This window comes from Nocardioides islandensis (assembly GCF_015352455.1).
GTDB lineage: Bacteria > Actinomycetota > Actinomycetes > Propionibacteriales > Nocardioidaceae > Nocardioides > Nocardioides islandensis.
Genome location: NZ_JADKPN010000001.1, coordinates 55,621 through 70,619, shown reverse-complemented (window position 1 = coordinate 70,619; position 14,999 = coordinate 55,621). Strand labels below are relative to the sequence as shown.

At 72.8% G+C, this 14,999-nt stretch carries 18 protein-coding genes; 8 read left to right on the top strand and 10 right to left on the bottom strand.

Going from position 1 to position 14,999, the window contains the following annotated elements; all coding sequences use genetic code 11:
- Positions 1 to 78: 78 nt before the first annotated feature.
- Complete coding sequence (locus ISU07_RS00375; RefSeq protein WP_194704779.1) at positions 79 to 948, top strand: intradiol ring-cleavage dioxygenase; 870 nt, start codon at positions 79 to 81, stop codon at positions 946 to 948.
- Here the strand turns inward: ISU07_RS00375 and ISU07_RS00370 are convergent.
- Positions 945 to 1,664: a nucleotidyltransferase domain-containing protein gene (locus ISU07_RS00370; RefSeq protein ID WP_194704778.1), complete on the bottom strand. Its 720-nt coding sequence runs from the start codon at positions 1,662 to 1,664 to the stop codon at positions 945 to 947. The two genes, ISU07_RS00375 and ISU07_RS00370, sit on opposite strands and share 4 nt — an antisense overlap.
- 27 nt (positions 1,665 to 1,691) lie before the next feature.
- Here ISU07_RS00370 and ISU07_RS00365 point away from each other — a divergent pair, with 27 nt between their 5' ends.
- Positions 1,692 to 2,072 (top strand): VOC family protein, encoded by a 381-nt coding sequence (locus ISU07_RS00365; protein WP_194704777.1) that lies wholly within the window; start codon positions 1,692 to 1,694, stop codon positions 2,070 to 2,072.
- A gap of 3 nt (positions 2,073 to 2,075) precedes the next feature.
- On the opposite strand, the gene ISU07_RS00360 is transcribed toward ISU07_RS00365, so the two are convergent.
- Positions 2,076 to 3,008, bottom strand: coding sequence for a S1C family serine protease (locus ISU07_RS00360; RefSeq protein ID WP_194704776.1), 933 nt, complete (start codon positions 3,006 to 3,008; stop codon positions 2,076 to 2,078).
- 88 nt (positions 3,009 to 3,096) lie between these two features.
- Between ISU07_RS00360 and hemW the strand changes: the two genes are divergently transcribed.
- Positions 3,097 to 4,326, top strand: coding sequence for a radical SAM family heme chaperone HemW (gene hemW, locus ISU07_RS00355; protein WP_194704775.1), 1,230 nt, complete (start codon positions 3,097 to 3,099; stop codon positions 4,324 to 4,326).
- Positions 4,327 to 4,331: 5 nt separating this feature from the next.
- Here the strand turns inward: hemW and ISU07_RS00350 are convergent, their stop codons facing one another.
- The 4 genes from ISU07_RS00350 to ISU07_RS00335 form a co-directional block, all read right to left on the bottom strand.
- Complete coding sequence (locus tag ISU07_RS00350) at positions 4,332 to 4,727, bottom strand: DUF4870 domain-containing protein (protein WP_194704774.1); 396 nt, start codon at positions 4,725 to 4,727, stop codon at positions 4,332 to 4,334.
- Positions 4,728 to 4,864: 137 nt separating this feature from the next.
- On the bottom strand, positions 4,865 to 5,716 hold the full coding sequence (locus ISU07_RS00345) for a DUF3097 domain-containing protein (protein WP_194704773.1): 852 nt from the start codon (positions 5,714 to 5,716) through the stop codon (positions 4,865 to 4,867).
- Positions 5,717 to 5,751: 35 nt separating this feature from the next.
- Entirely contained in the window at positions 5,752 to 6,009 is a 258-nt protein-coding gene (locus tag ISU07_RS00340) for a hypothetical protein (protein ID WP_194704772.1), read from the bottom strand.
- Between the two features lie 146 nt (positions 6,010 to 6,155).
- A complete protein-coding gene (locus ISU07_RS00335) occupies positions 6,156 to 6,998 on the bottom strand; it encodes an MBL fold metallo-hydrolase (RefSeq protein ID WP_194704771.1) in 843 nt (280 codons plus the stop codon).
- A 61-nt stretch (positions 6,999 to 7,059) separates the two neighbouring features.
- Here ISU07_RS00335 and hrcA point away from each other — a divergent pair, with 61 nt between their 5' ends.
- Genes hrcA through ISU07_RS00320 form a run of 3 tightly spaced genes read left to right on the top strand, consistent with a single transcriptional unit; the run spans position 7,060 to position 10,023 of the window.
- Positions 7,060 to 8,064 carry a heat-inducible transcriptional repressor HrcA gene (hrcA, locus tag ISU07_RS00330; RefSeq protein ID WP_194705661.1) on the top strand — a complete coding sequence of 335 codons (1,005 nt, stop codon included), beginning with the start codon at positions 7,060 to 7,062 and terminating at the stop codon, positions 8,062 to 8,064.
- A 20-nt stretch (positions 8,065 to 8,084) separates the two neighbouring features.
- Positions 8,085 to 9,272 carry a molecular chaperone DnaJ gene (gene dnaJ, locus ISU07_RS00325; RefSeq protein WP_194704770.1) on the top strand — a complete coding sequence of 396 codons (1,188 nt, stop codon included), beginning with the start codon at positions 8,085 to 8,087 and terminating at the stop codon, positions 9,270 to 9,272.
- A 10-nt stretch (positions 9,273 to 9,282) separates the two neighbouring features.
- Positions 9,283 to 10,023 carry a 16S rRNA (uracil(1498)-N(3))-methyltransferase gene (locus ISU07_RS00320; RefSeq protein ID WP_194704769.1) on the top strand — a complete coding sequence of 247 codons (741 nt, stop codon included), beginning with the start codon at positions 9,283 to 9,285 and terminating at the stop codon, positions 10,021 to 10,023.
- On the opposite strand, the gene ISU07_RS00315 is transcribed toward ISU07_RS00320, so the two are convergent.
- The 3 genes from ISU07_RS00315 to ISU07_RS00305 all read right to left on the bottom strand — a co-directional run bounded on the left by ISU07_RS00315 (position 10,020) and on the right by ISU07_RS00305 (position 12,852).
- Positions 10,020 to 11,066 (bottom strand): winged helix DNA-binding domain-containing protein, encoded by a 1,047-nt coding sequence (locus ISU07_RS00315; protein WP_194704768.1) that lies wholly within the window; start codon positions 11,064 to 11,066, stop codon positions 10,020 to 10,022. The genes ISU07_RS00320 and ISU07_RS00315 overlap by 4 nt on opposite strands.
- Before the next feature lie 147 nt (positions 11,067 to 11,213).
- Positions 11,214 to 12,308, bottom strand: a complete 1,095-nt coding sequence (locus tag ISU07_RS00310; protein WP_194704767.1) for a Gmad2 immunoglobulin-like domain-containing protein — start codon at positions 12,306 to 12,308, stop codon at positions 11,214 to 11,216.
- Positions 12,301 to 12,852 carry a SigE family RNA polymerase sigma factor gene (locus ISU07_RS00305; RefSeq protein WP_323742336.1) on the bottom strand — a complete coding sequence of 184 codons (552 nt, stop codon included), beginning with the start codon at positions 12,850 to 12,852 and terminating at the stop codon, positions 12,301 to 12,303. The genes ISU07_RS00310 and ISU07_RS00305 overlap by 8 nt, the downstream gene beginning before the upstream one ends.
- Positions 12,853 to 12,934: 82 nt before the next feature.
- Here ISU07_RS00305 and ISU07_RS00300 point away from each other — a divergent pair, with 82 nt between their 5' ends.
- Both ISU07_RS00300 and ISU07_RS00295 read left to right on the top strand, forming a co-directional pair.
- Positions 12,935 to 13,285: a histidine triad nucleotide-binding protein gene (locus tag ISU07_RS00300; RefSeq protein WP_194704765.1), complete on the top strand. Its 351-nt coding sequence runs from the start codon at positions 12,935 to 12,937 to the stop codon at positions 13,283 to 13,285.
- On the top strand, positions 13,270 to 14,499 hold the full coding sequence (locus ISU07_RS00295) for a hypothetical protein (protein WP_323742335.1): 1,230 nt from the start codon (positions 13,270 to 13,272) through the stop codon (positions 14,497 to 14,499). Before ISU07_RS00300 ends, ISU07_RS00295 begins: the two co-directional genes overlap by 16 nt.
- A gap of 15 nt (positions 14,500 to 14,514) precedes the next feature.
- Here ISU07_RS00295 and ISU07_RS00290 read toward each other — a convergent pair whose 3' ends face one another.
- Positions 14,515 to 14,976 (bottom strand): group II truncated hemoglobin, encoded by a 462-nt coding sequence (locus ISU07_RS00290; RefSeq protein WP_194704764.1) that lies wholly within the window; start codon positions 14,974 to 14,976, stop codon positions 14,515 to 14,517.
- Positions 14,977 to 14,999 lie beyond the last annotated feature (23 nt).

Here is a 14,999-nt window from a genome sequence, read left to right as displayed (position 1 = left end):
CGGGGAGGGACGAACTCCCGTCACGAGACCACAGCGGCCGCACAGCAACTCCACAGGCCCACCGGGTCCACTGGCGGCATGAGCGATCACCACGACCACGACGAGCTCGAGGACCACGACCTCGGCCTCTCCCACGACCTGCCGAAGATCCTCGGGCGCCGCGGGCTGCTCACCGTGTTCGGCGGCGTGGGGGTGGCCGTGGTGGCGGGGTGCGCTGCGGACGACGCGTCGAGCACCTCGACGGCGAGCGCGTCGGCGTCCTCGTCCTCCTCGTCGGCGACGTCCGCGGGCACCGGGACGACCACGGACATCGACACCAGCGGGGGCGAGATCCCCGAGGAGACCGGCGGCCCGTACCCCGCCGACGGGAGCAACGGGCCCGACGTGCTGACCGAGTCGGGCGTCGTACGGTCCGACATCAGGTCGTCCTTCGGCGACGCCAGCGGGGTGGCCGAGGGCGTGCCGGTGACGGTGAACCTCACGGTCTACGACCTCAACGGCGACGACGCGACCCCCCTGGCGGGTGCGGCGATCTACCTGTGGCACTGCGACCGCGACGGCAACTACTCGCTCTACTCCGATGCGGCCGCGAACGAGAACTACCTGCGCGGCGTCCAGGAGGCCGCCGACGACGGCACGCTGAGCTTCACCACGATCTTCCCGGCCTGCTACAGCGGCCGGTGGCCGCACATGCACTTCGAGGTCTACGAGTCGCTCGACTCCGCCACCCAGGGCACCGGCAAGCTGCGCACCTCCCAGCTCGCGCTCCCGCAGGACGTCTGCGAGAGCGTCTACGCCACCGAGGGCTACGAAGCCAGCGTGTCCAACCTGGCCGGCGTGAGCCTGGACAGCGACATGGTGTTCTCCGACGGGTACTCGCTCCAGATGGCGAAGCTGACCGGCTCGGTCGAGGACGGGTACGTCGCGACGCTCAATGTTCCGGTCTAGAGCCGGGCCTCCGCGCGGTACCCCGCCCACAGCGGGCCGCCGACCAGGCCCAACACGGCGTCGGCCTGGTCCTGCAGCGGCGCGTGGTCGCCGGAGAGGGCCGAGTGCAGGGCGTCGTGCAGCACCGCGGCGTACGCCGTGTGCTCGGCCAGGTCGAGCGCCGCGAGCTCGCGGACCAGCCACTTGCCACTCCCGGACCAGCGATGGTGTGCGGCCAGCAGCAGGTCTGCCGTCTCGCGCCAGACCTCGACCGCGACGGCGCCGACCACCTCGGCCGGCCCGCCGCCGCGCAGGTCGTCGAGCAGGTCGGTCAGCGCGTACCGGGCGTACTCCATCGCCTCGGGTGCCAGCGGGCCCGGGCCGTCCGCCAGCACCTGCTCGCAGTGCCGGCGGATGTCCGCCCCACCCTCACCGTCCACCAGCGGGACGCCCAGGGCCACCAGACGGGCCATCGTGGGCCTGCGGCGCCCGAGGTCCTGGGCCACTAAGTGCCGGATCGACGACTCCACGTGCACGAACAGCTCGACCGGCCAGCCCTCGTGCTCCAACGACTCCCGGTGCACGTCGCCCTCCGCCAGCAGCACCGTGATGTCGAGGTCGGACGTCTCCGTGGCCGTCCCGGTCGTCACCGACCCTGCCAGCCAGGCCTGGACGGCGTCCGGGAAGCGGGCCGTCACGAGGCTCCGCGCGGAGGTCACCGGGTCGGGTCGACTCATCCGGACAGTCTGGTCCACGCTGGCGGCATGATCCTCGCCTGCCACACGCTCGTGTACTCCGACGACGCCGACGCCACCCGGGCGTTCTTCCGGGACGTGCTGGGCTTCGCGAACGTCGACGCCGGCACCGGCGACCACAACTGGCTCATCTTCCGCACCGGCCCGAGTGAGCTGGGCGTGCACCCGACCGGCCCGATGCGCGACGGGACGACGTCGCCGCGGCACCACGCGATCAGCTTCGTCGTCGACGACCTCGACGCGACGATGGCCGACCTGCGCGCCAAGGGCGCCGAGTTCAGCTCGGGCCCGGACGACCACGGCTACGGCATCGTCGCCATGGTCCGGGTGCCCGGCGCCGATGACGTCCAGCTGTACCAACCGCGTCACCGGACGGCGTACGGCCTCTGAGCCTCAGTCGACCAGCTCCGTCGGCTCGGCGACCACATCGACCAGGGCGCCGTTGCGGAGGACGGTGATCTCGATGCGGGCGCCGATGGCGTCGTCCAGCATGATGCGCTGCAGGGAGCCCGCGTCGCCGAGCGGCGTGCCGTTCACGGCGAGCACCATGTCGCCGCGGTGGAGGTCGGCGACGGCGGCGGGGGAGGACTCCATCACCTCGACGACGCGCAGCGCGGTCTTCTGCCCGGTCCGCACGGCGAAGGGCGGCGGCAGGGGTGCGGGGCTGGAGACGAGGCCGAGGTACGCGCGACGGACCCGGCCGTCGTGCATCAGCTGGTAGATGATCCGGTTCGTCGTGGCGTTGACCGGGACGGCGAGGCCGAGGCCCACGCCGGCGACCGCGGTGTTGATGCCCACCACCCGGCCCGACGAGTCGGCCAGGGCGCCGCCGGAGTTGCCGGGGTTCAGCGCGGCGTCGGTCTGGATCACGTCCTCGATCATCCGGGCGGTGGTGCGGCCGCGGGCGGGCATCGACCGGCCGAGGGCCGAGACCACGCCGGCCGTCACCGAGCCGGCCAGCCCGAGCGGGTTGCCGACGGCGACGACGAGCGAGCCGACGCGGAGGGTGTCCGCGTCGCCGTACTCGGGCGGGCTGGGGACCTCACGGTCCGCACGTACGACGGCCAGGTCGGACAGCGGGTCGGCTCCGACGACCTCGAAGCGGGCCTCGGTGCCGTCGGCGAACTCCGCGGACCCGGCGGTGGCGGAGCCCACCACGTGGGCGTTGGTGACCAGGTGACCTTCGCTGCTCAGCACCACGGCCGAGCCGGCCGACTCGCCGCGCCGTCCACGGATGCGCAGGGCCGCCACACGCGGCGTCAGGGTGTCCGCGACGCCGACCACGATCCGGGAGTAGGCGTCGAGGGGCTCGGGAGCGTCGTTCATGAAGAAAGTGAACGTCCGCGCGTACCCCAGGGATCGCACCGTTCGCCCTAGGCGCAATCGGTCACCTCACGCCTGGGAGAATGGCGGCATGCCGTCCGCGCTGCCCCCGGGCGACCCCGCGCCCGCCGACGGCGCTCTCCCCGAGGACGCCCTCCAGGGTCTGGGCCACCAGCCGTTCGGGTTCTACGTGCACGTGCCGTTCTGCACGGTGCGCTGCGGCTACTGCGACTTCAACACCTACACCGTCGAGGACCTCGGACGTTCGGCGGACGCGCGCGGGGCCAGCCGGTCGACGTACGCCGAGGCCGCGATCGACGAGGTCCGGTTCGCGCGCCGCGTGCTCGGCGACGTCGACGTCCCCGTCTCGACGGTCTTCTTCGGCGGCGGTACGCCGACCCTGCTGCGCCCGGGGGAGCTCGGGTCCGTGCTGGCCGCGATCGCCGGCGAGTTCGGGCTGGCCCCCGACGTCGAGGTGACGACCGAGGCCAACCCCGACTCCGTGGCGGTCTGGGACCTCGAGGAGCTGCGTCAGGTCGGGTTCACGCGGATCTCGCTGGGCATGCAGTCCGACTTACCTCACGTGCTGCGGACCCTGGACCGCACCCACGACCCGCTGCGCGTGCCGGCCGCGGTCCAGTGGGCGCGCGGGGCGGGCTTCGAGCAGGTCAGCCTGGACCTGATCTACGGCACGCCGGAGGAGTCGCTGGCCGACTGGGAGAGCTCGCTGGAGGCGGCGCTGGCCTGCGGGCCGGACCACATCTCGGCGTACTCCCTCATCGTCGAGGAGGGCACAGCACTGGCCCGACGGATCGCCCGCGGCGAGCTGCCGATGCCGGACGACGACGACCTGGCCGACAAGTACCTGCTGGCCGACGAGCGGCTGCGCAAGGCCGGCATGGAGTGGTACGAGGTGTCCAACTGGGCCCGCGACCACCGCGGCTGGTGCATGCACAACCTGGGCTACTGGACCGGAGCAGACTGGTGGGGCGTCGGCCCGGGCGCGCACTCGCACGTCGGCGGAGTGCGGTGGTGGAACGTCAAACACCCCGCGGCGTACGCCGACCGCATCACCCAGGGGCTCAGTCCGGCGCACGCCCGCGAGGTGCTCGACGACGAGACGCGCCGGGTGGAGCGGGTCCTGCTCGAGCTGCGCCTCGTGGACGGGCTGCCGGTCAACGCCCTGGACGCCACCGGACGTGCAGCAGTCCCCGGCCTGATGGACCGGGGACTGCTGGAGAGGGTGGGGCACGAGCGGCTGGTGCTCACCATCGAGGGCCGGCTGCTCGCCGACGCCGTGGTCAGGGACCTGCTGCCCTGAGGCGGTCAGCTGACGAAGCGCAGCGTCAGCGGGTAGCGGTACTCCTCGCCGTTGGCGGCCTTGATCGAGCCCTGGATCAGGAAGACCAGCGCCGCCACGAGGAACACCAGGCCGAGCGGGATCACGACCAGGAGGCCGAGCCCGATGGTCAGGATCGAGAAGAGGACCGCGCCGGCGCCGTAGATCAGCAGCGAGATCTGGAAGTTCAGCGACTCGACCGCGTGCCGGCGGACGAACGCCGACTGCTGGCCGACCGTGAACATGATGGCCAGCGGGGCCAGGAAGCCCATCGCGAGCCACGCGGCGACGAGCGTGCCCCAGTGCGAGGCGGCCGCCCAGTTGCGGTCGGTCTGGCTGACCTGCTCCTGGTGCGGGTAGGAGTAGGCGGGGGTCTCGGTCATCATGCTTTCTTCCTTCGTGAGTGGTTACCCACGACGTTAGACGCGTACGACGTCCAGCGGGATCGGGAAAGGCCCTGACGTACCCCTGACGAAAGTCCCTACCCCGTCCCTGGTCGGGTGCCGGGTCTCGTGACGCGTCACGCGGTGACGAAGTCGATGAGCTCCTCGACGCGGCCGAGGAGGGCGGGCTCGAGGTCGGCGTACGAGGTCACCCGGCCGAGGATGTGCTTCCAGGCGCGCGCGGTGTCCTCCTGCGTCTGGTGCGGCCAGCCGAGGCGGCGGCAGACGCCCTTCTTCCACTCCTCGTCGCGAGGTACGTCCGGCCAGCGCTCGAGGCCGAGCCGCTCGGGCTTCACGGCGGCCCAGACGTCGATGAACGGGTGACCCACCACCACCACGTGCTCGCCCACGGGGGAGCGGCGTACGGAGTCGGCGATCCGGCTCTCCTTCGAGCCGGCGACCAGGTGGTCGACGAGCACGCCGACGCGTCGCCGAGGGCCCGGCCCGAAGTCGCGCAGGTGACCCGCCAGGTCGTCGACGCCGGCGAGGTACTCGACCACCACGCCCTCGATCCGCAGGTCGTCTCCCCAGACCTTCTCGACCAGCTCGGCGTCGTGGCGGCCCTCGACGAAGATCCGGCTGGCCCGGGCGACCCGGGCCCGCGCGCCGTGCACGGCCACCGACCCGGACGCGGTACGCGTCGGCCTGGCCGGTCCCTGGCGGACCGGAGGCGTGAGGATGACCGGCCGGCCCTCGAGGAGGAAGCCGGGGCCGAGCGGGAAGGTACGCCGCTTGCCGCGACGGTCCTCCAGGGTCAGCGTGTCGAGGTCCCGGTCGACCGCGACGATCGCGCCGACGAAGTCGGTCATCACCTCCTCGACCACCGCGCCGAGCTCGGCTGCGGCGGGCGCGGCGCGGCCGTTCTTCGGCGCGCGCCAGTCGGTCCGGAGGACGTCTGCGCCGTAGCGGTCGTGCGTGGGGGAAGTCACCGGTCAACGCTAGGAGCGCGCTGCCGGTTGGGCGGTCAGGACGCGCCGGGGGCGTCCGCGTCGGAGTCCTCGCCGTGGTGGGCGTCCTCGCTGGCGTCGGTGTCGGGCGCGACCGGCTCGCCGTCGTCGTCGCGGTCCAGGCCGTCGATGTGCGGGTCGCCCATGTCCTGCCGCTCCGCGTCGTCGGCCACGGGCTCGGCCAGCGGGTTGTCCTCGCCGGGCTGGAGGTCTTCCGGCAGCTCCTCGTCGGGCACGGAGACGTTGGTGTAGTCGCTGTCGGGGGTCTCGGTCATGGGTCCGGGTCTACCGCTCGTGGGGAGGTACGGGCCACACCCCTCGGGGCCGAACTTCGGCGTCGTTCCTGACGCTTCGGCGTCGTTGCAACGACGCCGAACGTCAGGGATACCCGCTCGAGCGGGTATCCCGACCCCCCACACCCTCAGACGAGCGGCAACCGCTTCTGGGCGCGAGGGAGCTGCTCGTACCCGCGGGTCACGGCGCGGGTCAGGGCACGCGGGTCGTAGGGCCAGTCGGCAGCCGCGAGGGCGTCGGCGACGGGGACGCCGCGGGTGGCCAGGTCGCGGATGGTCTCGGCGACGATGCCGATCTCGTTGCGCTGCTGCTCGACGTACTCGCGGTCGACGACGGCGCCGTGACCGGGGACCACGACGCTCGAGGAGGTCGTCAGGCTCAGGACGGTGTCCAGGGTCAGCGGCCACTCCATCGGGAAGCAGTCGTCTCCGAACCCGGGCGGGTTGCCCTCCTCGACCAGGTCGCCGGCCAGCACCACGTCGGCGTCGGGGACGCGCACGACCAGGTCGCCGGCGGTGTGGCCGCGGCCGGGGTGGACGAGCTCGACGAACCGGTCGCCGAGGTCCAGGGAGATGGCCGAGGAGAACGTGCGCTCGGGGACCACGATCTCGGTGGCCGCCACCGCGGCGTACCGCGGGTCGTCCTCCTCCGCGGCCTGGCGGCGTACGTCGGCGGCGTGCTCCGGCAGGGTCTCCGCGGTGGTCTCGTGGCACACCAGCTCGGCGCCCTCGGCCTGCAGCACGCCGTTGCCGAAGGTGTGGTCCCAGTGCTCGTGGCTGTTCACGGCGTACAGCACGGGCTGCGCGCTGACCCTGCGCAGGTCGGCCACCACCTCGCGGGCGAGCTCGGCGGAGGCCTGCGTGTCGAGGACCAGCAGACCGGTGTCTCCCGCCACCATCGAGACGTTGACGTCGAGCCACGGGTAGCGGGCGACCCAGACTCGGTCGGCGACTTCAGAGAATCCGGCCATCCCGAGGAGCCTAGTAGGCTTGGCACTCACCACAGACGAGTGCCAAGAGGAAGGGGAGCCGGTGCAGGACGACCGCAGGCTCGCCGTCCTCCGCGCGATCGTCGAGGACTACGTGGCCACCCAGGAGCCGGTCGGCTCGAAGGCCCTCGTGGAGCGGCACTCGCTCGGCGTCTCGCCGGCCACGGTGCGCAACGACATGGCGGCGCTGGAGGAGGAGGGGTTCATCACCCAGCCGCACACCAGCGCCGGGCGGATCCCGACCGACAAGGGCTACCGCCTGTTCGTGGACCGGCTGACCACGCTGAAGCCGATGACGGTGGCCGAGAAGCGCGCCATCGCGACGTTCCTCGACGGCGCCGTCGACCTCGACGACGTCGTGCACCGCTCGGTCCGGCTGCTCTCGCAGCTGACCCGGCAGGTCGCGGTCGTGCAGTACCCCACGCTCTCCCGCTCCACGGTCCGCCACGTCGAGCTGGTCGCGCTGGCCCCGAACCGCGTCCTGGTCGTGCTGATCCTCTCGACCGGACGGGTCGAGCAGCGGCTGGTCGAGCTCGAGCAGCCGATCAGCGACGACGACCTGGCCGACATCCGCACCGCCGTCCACCGCGCCGTGATCGGCGAGACCATCGCCGCGGCGCTGACCGCGCTGCGCGGCGTCGACCAGGGCGGCGCGGCGCTGTCCCCGGTCGTGGCGACCCTCGTCGACGCGATGTCGGACCACCGCTCCGACGAGCGGGTCGTCGTGGGCGGCACGGCGAACCTCGCGCGGTACGGCGACTCGTTCGACGTCGACGTACGTCCCCTGCTCGAGGCCCTCGAGGAGCACGTCGTGCTGCTCAAGCTGCTCGGCGAGGCGCACTCCGGTGGGGTGATGGTGCGCATCGGCCACGAGGGGCCCTACGAGGAGCTCGCGTCGACCAGCGTCGTCTCGACCGGCTACGGGCCGGGGGACGAGGCACTGGCCAGCCTGGGCATCGTCGGCCCGACCCGCATGGACTACCCCGGGACGATGGTCGCCGTGCGCGCCGTCGCCCGCTACGTCTCGCGCATCCTCGACGAGGCGTGAGAGAGAAGGACTGAACCTCCGTGAGCCACGACCCCTACGAGCTGCTCGGCGTGACGCGCGACGCGGACGCCGACGCGATCAAGAAGGCCTACCGCCGGCTGGCGCGTCAGCTCCACCCCGACGTGAACCCCGACCCGCAGACCCAGGAGCGCTTCAAGGAGATCAGCCGGGCCTACGAGATCTTGTCCGACCCCCAGAAGCGCGCGGCGTACGACCGCGGCGGCGACGTCTTCGGCGGCATGGGCGCGGGCTTCGGCCAGGGCCCCGGGTTCTCCTTCACCGACATCATGGACGCGTTCTTCGGCGGTACGGCGGGCGGGCCGGGCGGCGCCCAGCGCGGGCCGCGGCCGCGCACCCGGCGCGGCCAGGACGCACTGATCCGCCTGGAGATCGACCTGGCCGAGGCGGCGTTCGGCGTCGCGCGCGAGCTCAAGGTCGACACCGCGGTGGTGTGCACGACGTGTCACGGGGAAGGGACGGCGCCCGGCTCGCAGCCGGTCATTTGCGAGACCTGCCACGGCGCGGGTGAGGTCGCCCACGTCCAGCGGTCCTTCCTCGGCGAGATCCGTACCTTGCGGCCCTGCGCCGCCTGCCGCGGCTACGGCACGGTCATCCCCGACCCGTGCCGCGAGTGCTCGGGCGACGGCCGCGTCCGCTCGCGTCGCACGCTGACGGTGAAGATCCCGGCCGGTGTGGACACCGGCACGCGCGTCCAGCTCGCCGAGCAGGGCGAGGTCGGTCCGGGTGGTGGGCCGGCCGGCGACCTGTACGTCGAGATCCACGTCGCCCCGCACCCGACCTTCAGCCGGCAGGGGACCGACCTCCACACGACCGTCGCGATCCCGATGACCGCCGCCGCGCTCGGCACGACGCTGACGCTGCCCACGCTCGAGGCCGACCTGGTCGAGCGCAAGGACGGCGAGAGCGAGTCCGGGGTGGAGACGTCGTTCGAGCTCGAGATCCGGCCCGGCACCCAGTCCGGGTCCACGCAGACCTTGCGCGGCCGGGGCGTGCCCGGCCTGCGCGCCGGTCGGGGGGACCTCGTCGTCACCGTGCTCGTCGAGACGCCGACCAAGCTCGACCCGCGGCAGGAGGAGCTGCTCCGCGAGCTGGCCTCCATCCGCCACGAGGAGAAGCCGACCGGGCTCATCCGCGAGGAGAACCGCGGCATGTTCGGCCGGCTGCGCGACGTCTTCAACGGGCTCTGAGTCCGCCTCGATGAGCCTGCCCGTCCACTGGGTCGAGTCCCTGGCCGACGCGGTGGAGGGCGGGACGGTCGAGGTCACCGGTGACGAGGCGCACCACGCCGTCGCCGTACGCCGGCTGCGGGTCGGCGAGTCCGTCGTGCTGACCGACGGCCGCGGCAGGTCGGTCACGGGGCCGGTGGCGTCCACGGGGAAGCGGGTGTTCGCGGTGACCGCGGCGTCGGTCTCCGACGTACCCGAGCCGGTCCCGACGGTGACGGTGGTGCAGGCCATCCCCAAGGGCGACCGCGGCGAGCTGGCGGTCGAGGTGCTGACCGAGATCGGCGTCGCGCGGATCGTGCCGTGGGCGGCGTCGCGCTCCGTGGCGGTCTGGAAGGGCGAGCGCGGCACGAAGGCGCTGGCCCGCTGGCGGTCCACGGCCCGGGAGGCGTCGAAGCAGGCGCGACGTGCGTGGTTCGCCGAGGTCACCGAGCCGGCCGGCACCGCCGACGTGGTCGGCCTGGTCGAGGCGGCCGACCGTGCCGTGGTGCTGCACGAGGAGGCGACCTCCCCACTCTCGGGTGTCGAGCCCTCCGGCTCGCTGCTCGTGGTCGTCGGACCCGAGGGCGGGCTGAGCGACGAGGAGGTCGCGGCGTTCGAGGCGGCCGGCGCCCACGCCGTACGTCTCGGTCCCGAGGTGCTGCGGACCTCGACCGCCGGCGTGGCGGCCGTGGCTGCGCTGCTCGCCCGGACCGGGCGCTGGGGCTACCGCTAGCGGGCCAGCAGGTCGGTGACCCGGTCGAGCTCCTCGTCGAGACCGGCCCGCTCGGCCCTGGTGAGGTCGCGGAACAGCTCGACGACGACCGGCCGACCGTCCTCGACCCGCCACAGCCCCTCGAGCCAGCCGTCCACGAAGACCGTGGAGCACAGCCCGCCGTTGACGCCCATCCAGCGCTTGCGCTTCTCCGGGGCGGTCACCCGGTCGCGGCCGGCGTGGGAGAGCCAGACGTTGTCGTAGAGCCCGAGCAGCCGCACCGGTGCCGGCGACTCCTCGGGCTCGATGACACCGAAGGGCACGTCGAACAGCTTCTTGCCGCTCGCGTCGGTGTGCGGCACCAGGTCGTCCATGCCGGCGAGCACGGCCGGCATGCCGCGCACGCCGGACCAGGCGGTCACGTCGGCGGCGGAGGCGGGGCCGTACGCCGCGAGGTACCGGCGCACGATCGTCGCCACGTCCGGCTCCACGAGCGGCCGGCCGACCCAGGTGTCCACCCGGTCGTAGACCACGCCGCCGGACTGCTTCCAGCAGCCGCGCGGCGGCAGCTGGGCGATGGGCTCGTTGACCCGCGCCAGGTGGGCCAGGGCGTTGGGAGGCACGTCGGGGAAGGTCTCGGTGAGCACCTCGCCGAGCCGCTTCATCGGGAGCGGGCCGCCGGCCAGTGCCGCGCCGACCGCGGCCGAGAACTCGTCGGGGTCCAGGTGCAGGGCCGCCCTGGTGTTCTGGCTGACCTTCCGCTCCTGCTCGTGGATCGGCCGGGTGAACTGCCGCAACGCCAGCGCGTCGTCGGCGACGAGCAGGTGCACGGTGCTGCGCATCGTCAGGAACCGGACGAGCGAGCGGTCCTCGAGGCCACGCGTGACGTCGTACGGGTCGAAGCCCTCGAGGCGGGCGGCGAGGCCGAGGTACGGCGGGAGGGGGTCCTGTGCCTGCAGCCCGACGAGGTGCTCGACCGCCTCCGGGACCGTCGAGGTGGTCCGTGCCAGCAGGTGCTGGCGCGCCAGCAGCGTGCGGTTCAGGGTCCGCGCCGAGAGCTCCACGCCGCCGAACCTAGTGGCCACCACTACCGACCCAGGTACGCCGCCAGCGCCACCAGCAGGACGGCGAGGACCACCGATCCGCCGAACGTGAGCCACCAGGCGCGCTGACGGACCCGTGGCTTGCCGGGTATCCGCGGGACCATCCGCCTACTCGACCACGATCGTCCGGGTGTCGACGTCGGGGCCGCCGCCCTCGCCGCCCGACGGGTCGTCGTTCATCGCGACGAAGGTGTAGGTGCCGGGCGCCACGCCGGAGAGGTCGATCTCGGCCTTCCAGGGGAAGAGCTTGCCGACCTCACAGCAGCCGTCGGCGGTGCCGAAGCCGTTCTTGACGACCTTGCCCGTCGAGTCGCGCACCTCCCAGGTGAACGTCGCCTCGAAGGCGTTGTTGACGCCGTCGGCACCGAACGAGCCGGACACCTTCTCGCCCTCCTCGGGCGACGTGATGCTCATCAGCGAGAGCACCTTGGTGGCCTCGTCGTTGGTGATCGGCTCGGACGCGGGCTGGCCGAGGACCTGGTCGGTGTGCTGCCCGCCGAGCAGCAGCTGCACCCCGGCGCGGGCCTGTGCCGCACCCTGCACGGAGTACACCAGCTGCTGGATGGCCAGGTTCGCGTCCTTCTTGGACATCCCGGCCGGCCGGTCGTGCAGGTCGCCCGAGAGGTCGACGGTGATCACGTCACCGTCGTACGACGCGGTCGCCTGCGTCCCGCTGGGCCAGAGCGTCCGGTAGTCGGGGTCGCGGGCCGGGCCGGCCACCGCGGCCTGCGCCGCCTGGGCCACCGGGTCCATGCCGATGCCCGGCTGGAACTCGCGGAACAGCACCGTGCCGCGCGGCCCGTCGCCGGCGAAGTACACGGGGACGGCGGCCTCGATCGGCGTGCCGGTCGACTCCGAGGGGCCCGACGACGTGGGGGTGTCGCTGGCCGACTCGCTCGGCGTCGGCGTGGACTGCTGGGTCTGGCTCTGGGAGGCCGTGGGGGTCGAGCCGTTGTCGTCGTTGAGCTGCGAGACGACGGCGATGGCGATGATCACGGCGGCGGTGCCGACCATCGCCCCGCTGACGGCGTAGAGCCAGTTGCGCGAGCTGTTCCTGCTCATAGGGGTCTCCTTGGGGTCGGGGCGGGTCCGGGATCGGATGGCGGTGAGGCCCTCGCGGGGCTCGACGCCGTCGGCGGCGTCGGAGATCAGCTCCGAGAGCCGGGCGTCGAAGTGCGGGTCGAGGCGCGGGTCGTCAGTCATGGAGTGCCTCCCCTGGGTCGGTCAGGTGATGGGCCAGTGCCTCGCGCAGCGAAGCGGCGCCGCGCGAGGCGTGGCTCTTCACCGCCCCGCGGCTGATGCCGAGGGTCTCGGCGATCTCGGCCTCGGACAGGTCGACGTAGTAGCGCAGGGCGATCACCTCGCGCTGGCGGCGGGGGAGCCGGGCGAGCGCCTCCAGCACGGACGCCCGGCGGGCGGACTCGAGCACCGCCTCGTCGGCGCCGCGGACGGCATCCGGCACCGGCTGCCGCTCCGCGTGGGTCCGCACGACCTTCAGGTGGCGCAGGCGGGAGCGGGAGCCGTTGACGACGGCGCGGCGCAAGTACGCCAGGGCGCTCTGAGGGTCGCGGATGCCGTTCCAGCGGCCGTGCACGGCGACGAAGGCGTCCTGGACGACCTCCTCGGCGGTCCCCAGGTCGCGGACGAGCAGGTAGCTGAGACGTACCAGCGAGCGCCAGTGGGCGGCGTACAGCTGCTCGACCGCGCCGTCGGCGTCGGCCTCGTGCCACGCGGGGGCCGGGCTCACCGCACCCGCCATCGCATGAACAGTCACGCTAGACCGACGCACGACCTCCTCCGGGGGTTTACACGCCGTGTGAGGATGGCTCATGGCTTCCACCGACCCGGACTGCCTGTTCTGCCGGATCGTCGCGGGCGAGATCCCGGCCGACGTCGTGGCGCGGACGGACACGGCGGTCGCCTTCCGCGACGTCAGCCCGCAGGCGCCCACGCACGCGCTCGTGGTGCCGCTCAGCCACCACGCCGACGTGGCGTCCCTGGCCGACGCCGAGCCCGCCACCGTCGCCGACCTGGTGCGGGTGGCCCGCGACGTGGCGAGGACCGATGGTCTGGACGAGTACCGGCTGGTTTTCAACACCGGCGCGGACGCCGGTCAGACTGTCTTCCACACCCACCTGCACGTGCTGGGCGGAAGGACGATGACGTGGCCACCCGGATGAGGCGCACGGCCGCGGCTCCGTTGTTCGGGGCGGCGGCCGTCCTCGCGCTGCTGCTCGCGGCCTGCGGGTCGGGCGGCGGCAGCGAGGCGGACGGGCCGAGCGTGCCGGCGCCCTCGACGACGTCGGCGCCCAGCGCCTCCGACTCGGCGACCGACGGGGCCGACCACGCGCACGCCTCGAAGCCGGTGAAGCTGCAACCGCTGCGCGCGGGTGAGAAGCGCATGACCCTGGCCATGCCCGCGGCGTACACCCCGTCGGCCCCCAACGGCACCGGCACCGACGACTACCGCTGCTTCCTGCTCGATCCTCACCTGTCGAAGAAGGTGTTTCTGACCGGGACGTCGGTGCAGCCGGGCAACCCCGGCGTGGTGCACCACGTCATCCTGTTCAGCGTCCCGCCGGACAAGGTCGACGACGCGCAGGGGCTCGACGACGCGACGCCGGGCGAGGGCTGGACGTGCTTCGGCGGCAGCGGGCTGCGCGACGACGACTTCGGGCTCGACAGTGCGCCGTGGCTGGGCGCCTGGGCGCCGGGCGGCACGGAGTCGATGAGCGCCCGGGGGTTCGGCAAGCCGCTCGCGCCCGGGAGCCGGATCGTCATGCAGGTCCACTACAACCTGCTGGCCGGCACCTCGCCCGACACCTCCGCCACCGTGCTGCGGTACCTGCCCGGCACCGCTGACGTCACGCCGCTGGAGACGATGCTCCTGCCGGCGCCGGTCGAGATGCCGTGCCGCGCGAAGTACGCCGACGGGCCGCTCTGCGACCGCGACGCCTCCATCGCCGACGTCATCCAGCGCTTCGGTGGCGCCGGCAACACCAACAACGCCCTGTACTTCCTGTGCGGCGGTGAGCCGAAGCCCAGCAACACCACCTCCTGCGACCGCCACATCGCCGAGCCGACCACGATCCGTGGGGTGGCCGGCCACATGCACCTCCTGGGCAGGTCCATCACGATCGAGGTGAACCCGGGGACCCCGGAGGCCAAGACGATCCTGGACATCCCCGTCTGGGACTTCGACAACCAGGCCAGCAAGCCCATCCAGCCCGTCCACGTCGACTTCGGCGACGTCGTCCGCGTGACCTGCAAGCACGTCCAGTGGCTGCGCGACAAGCTGCCGGCGTTCCAGGGGGTCCCGGACAAGTACGTCGTGTGGGGCGAGGGCACCACCGACGAGATGTGCCTCGGGATCCTGACGGTCACGCGTCCCTGACGTCCGGGACTCTCGCTACGGCTGGTACGGCGGCGCGACGCCCCAGCCCCACCGCGGCACCGGGGCGTCCTCCGCGACCTCGGCGCCGGGCTGGGAGTTGTGGAGGGCCAGGCGGGTGCCCCACTCGACGTACCCGACGAACGCGGCGCGGAACTCGGGGTCGTCCGGCAGACCCGCGTCGTCGGCGGCCAGGCTCATCAGCGAGGCGAACCGGAACCGCTGGTCGGCGGTGATGCCCAGGTCCCGGTGGTGGGCGAGCATGGTGGCGTACCCGCCCCGGTCCTCGGTGTAGCGCGGGGCGCCGCCCATCACCTCGACCCACCACAGCGTCACGTGGGCGCGGTGGTCCTCGGACACGCCGCCCGGGAACAGCGGTGCCAGCAGGTCGTCGCGCTCGACCCGGTCGTAGAAGGCGTCGATCAGTCGGCGGAAGGCGTCGGGGCCACCGGCCCACTCGACCAGTGTCGGATCGGTCATGGTCCCAAGGTAATCAAGTAATC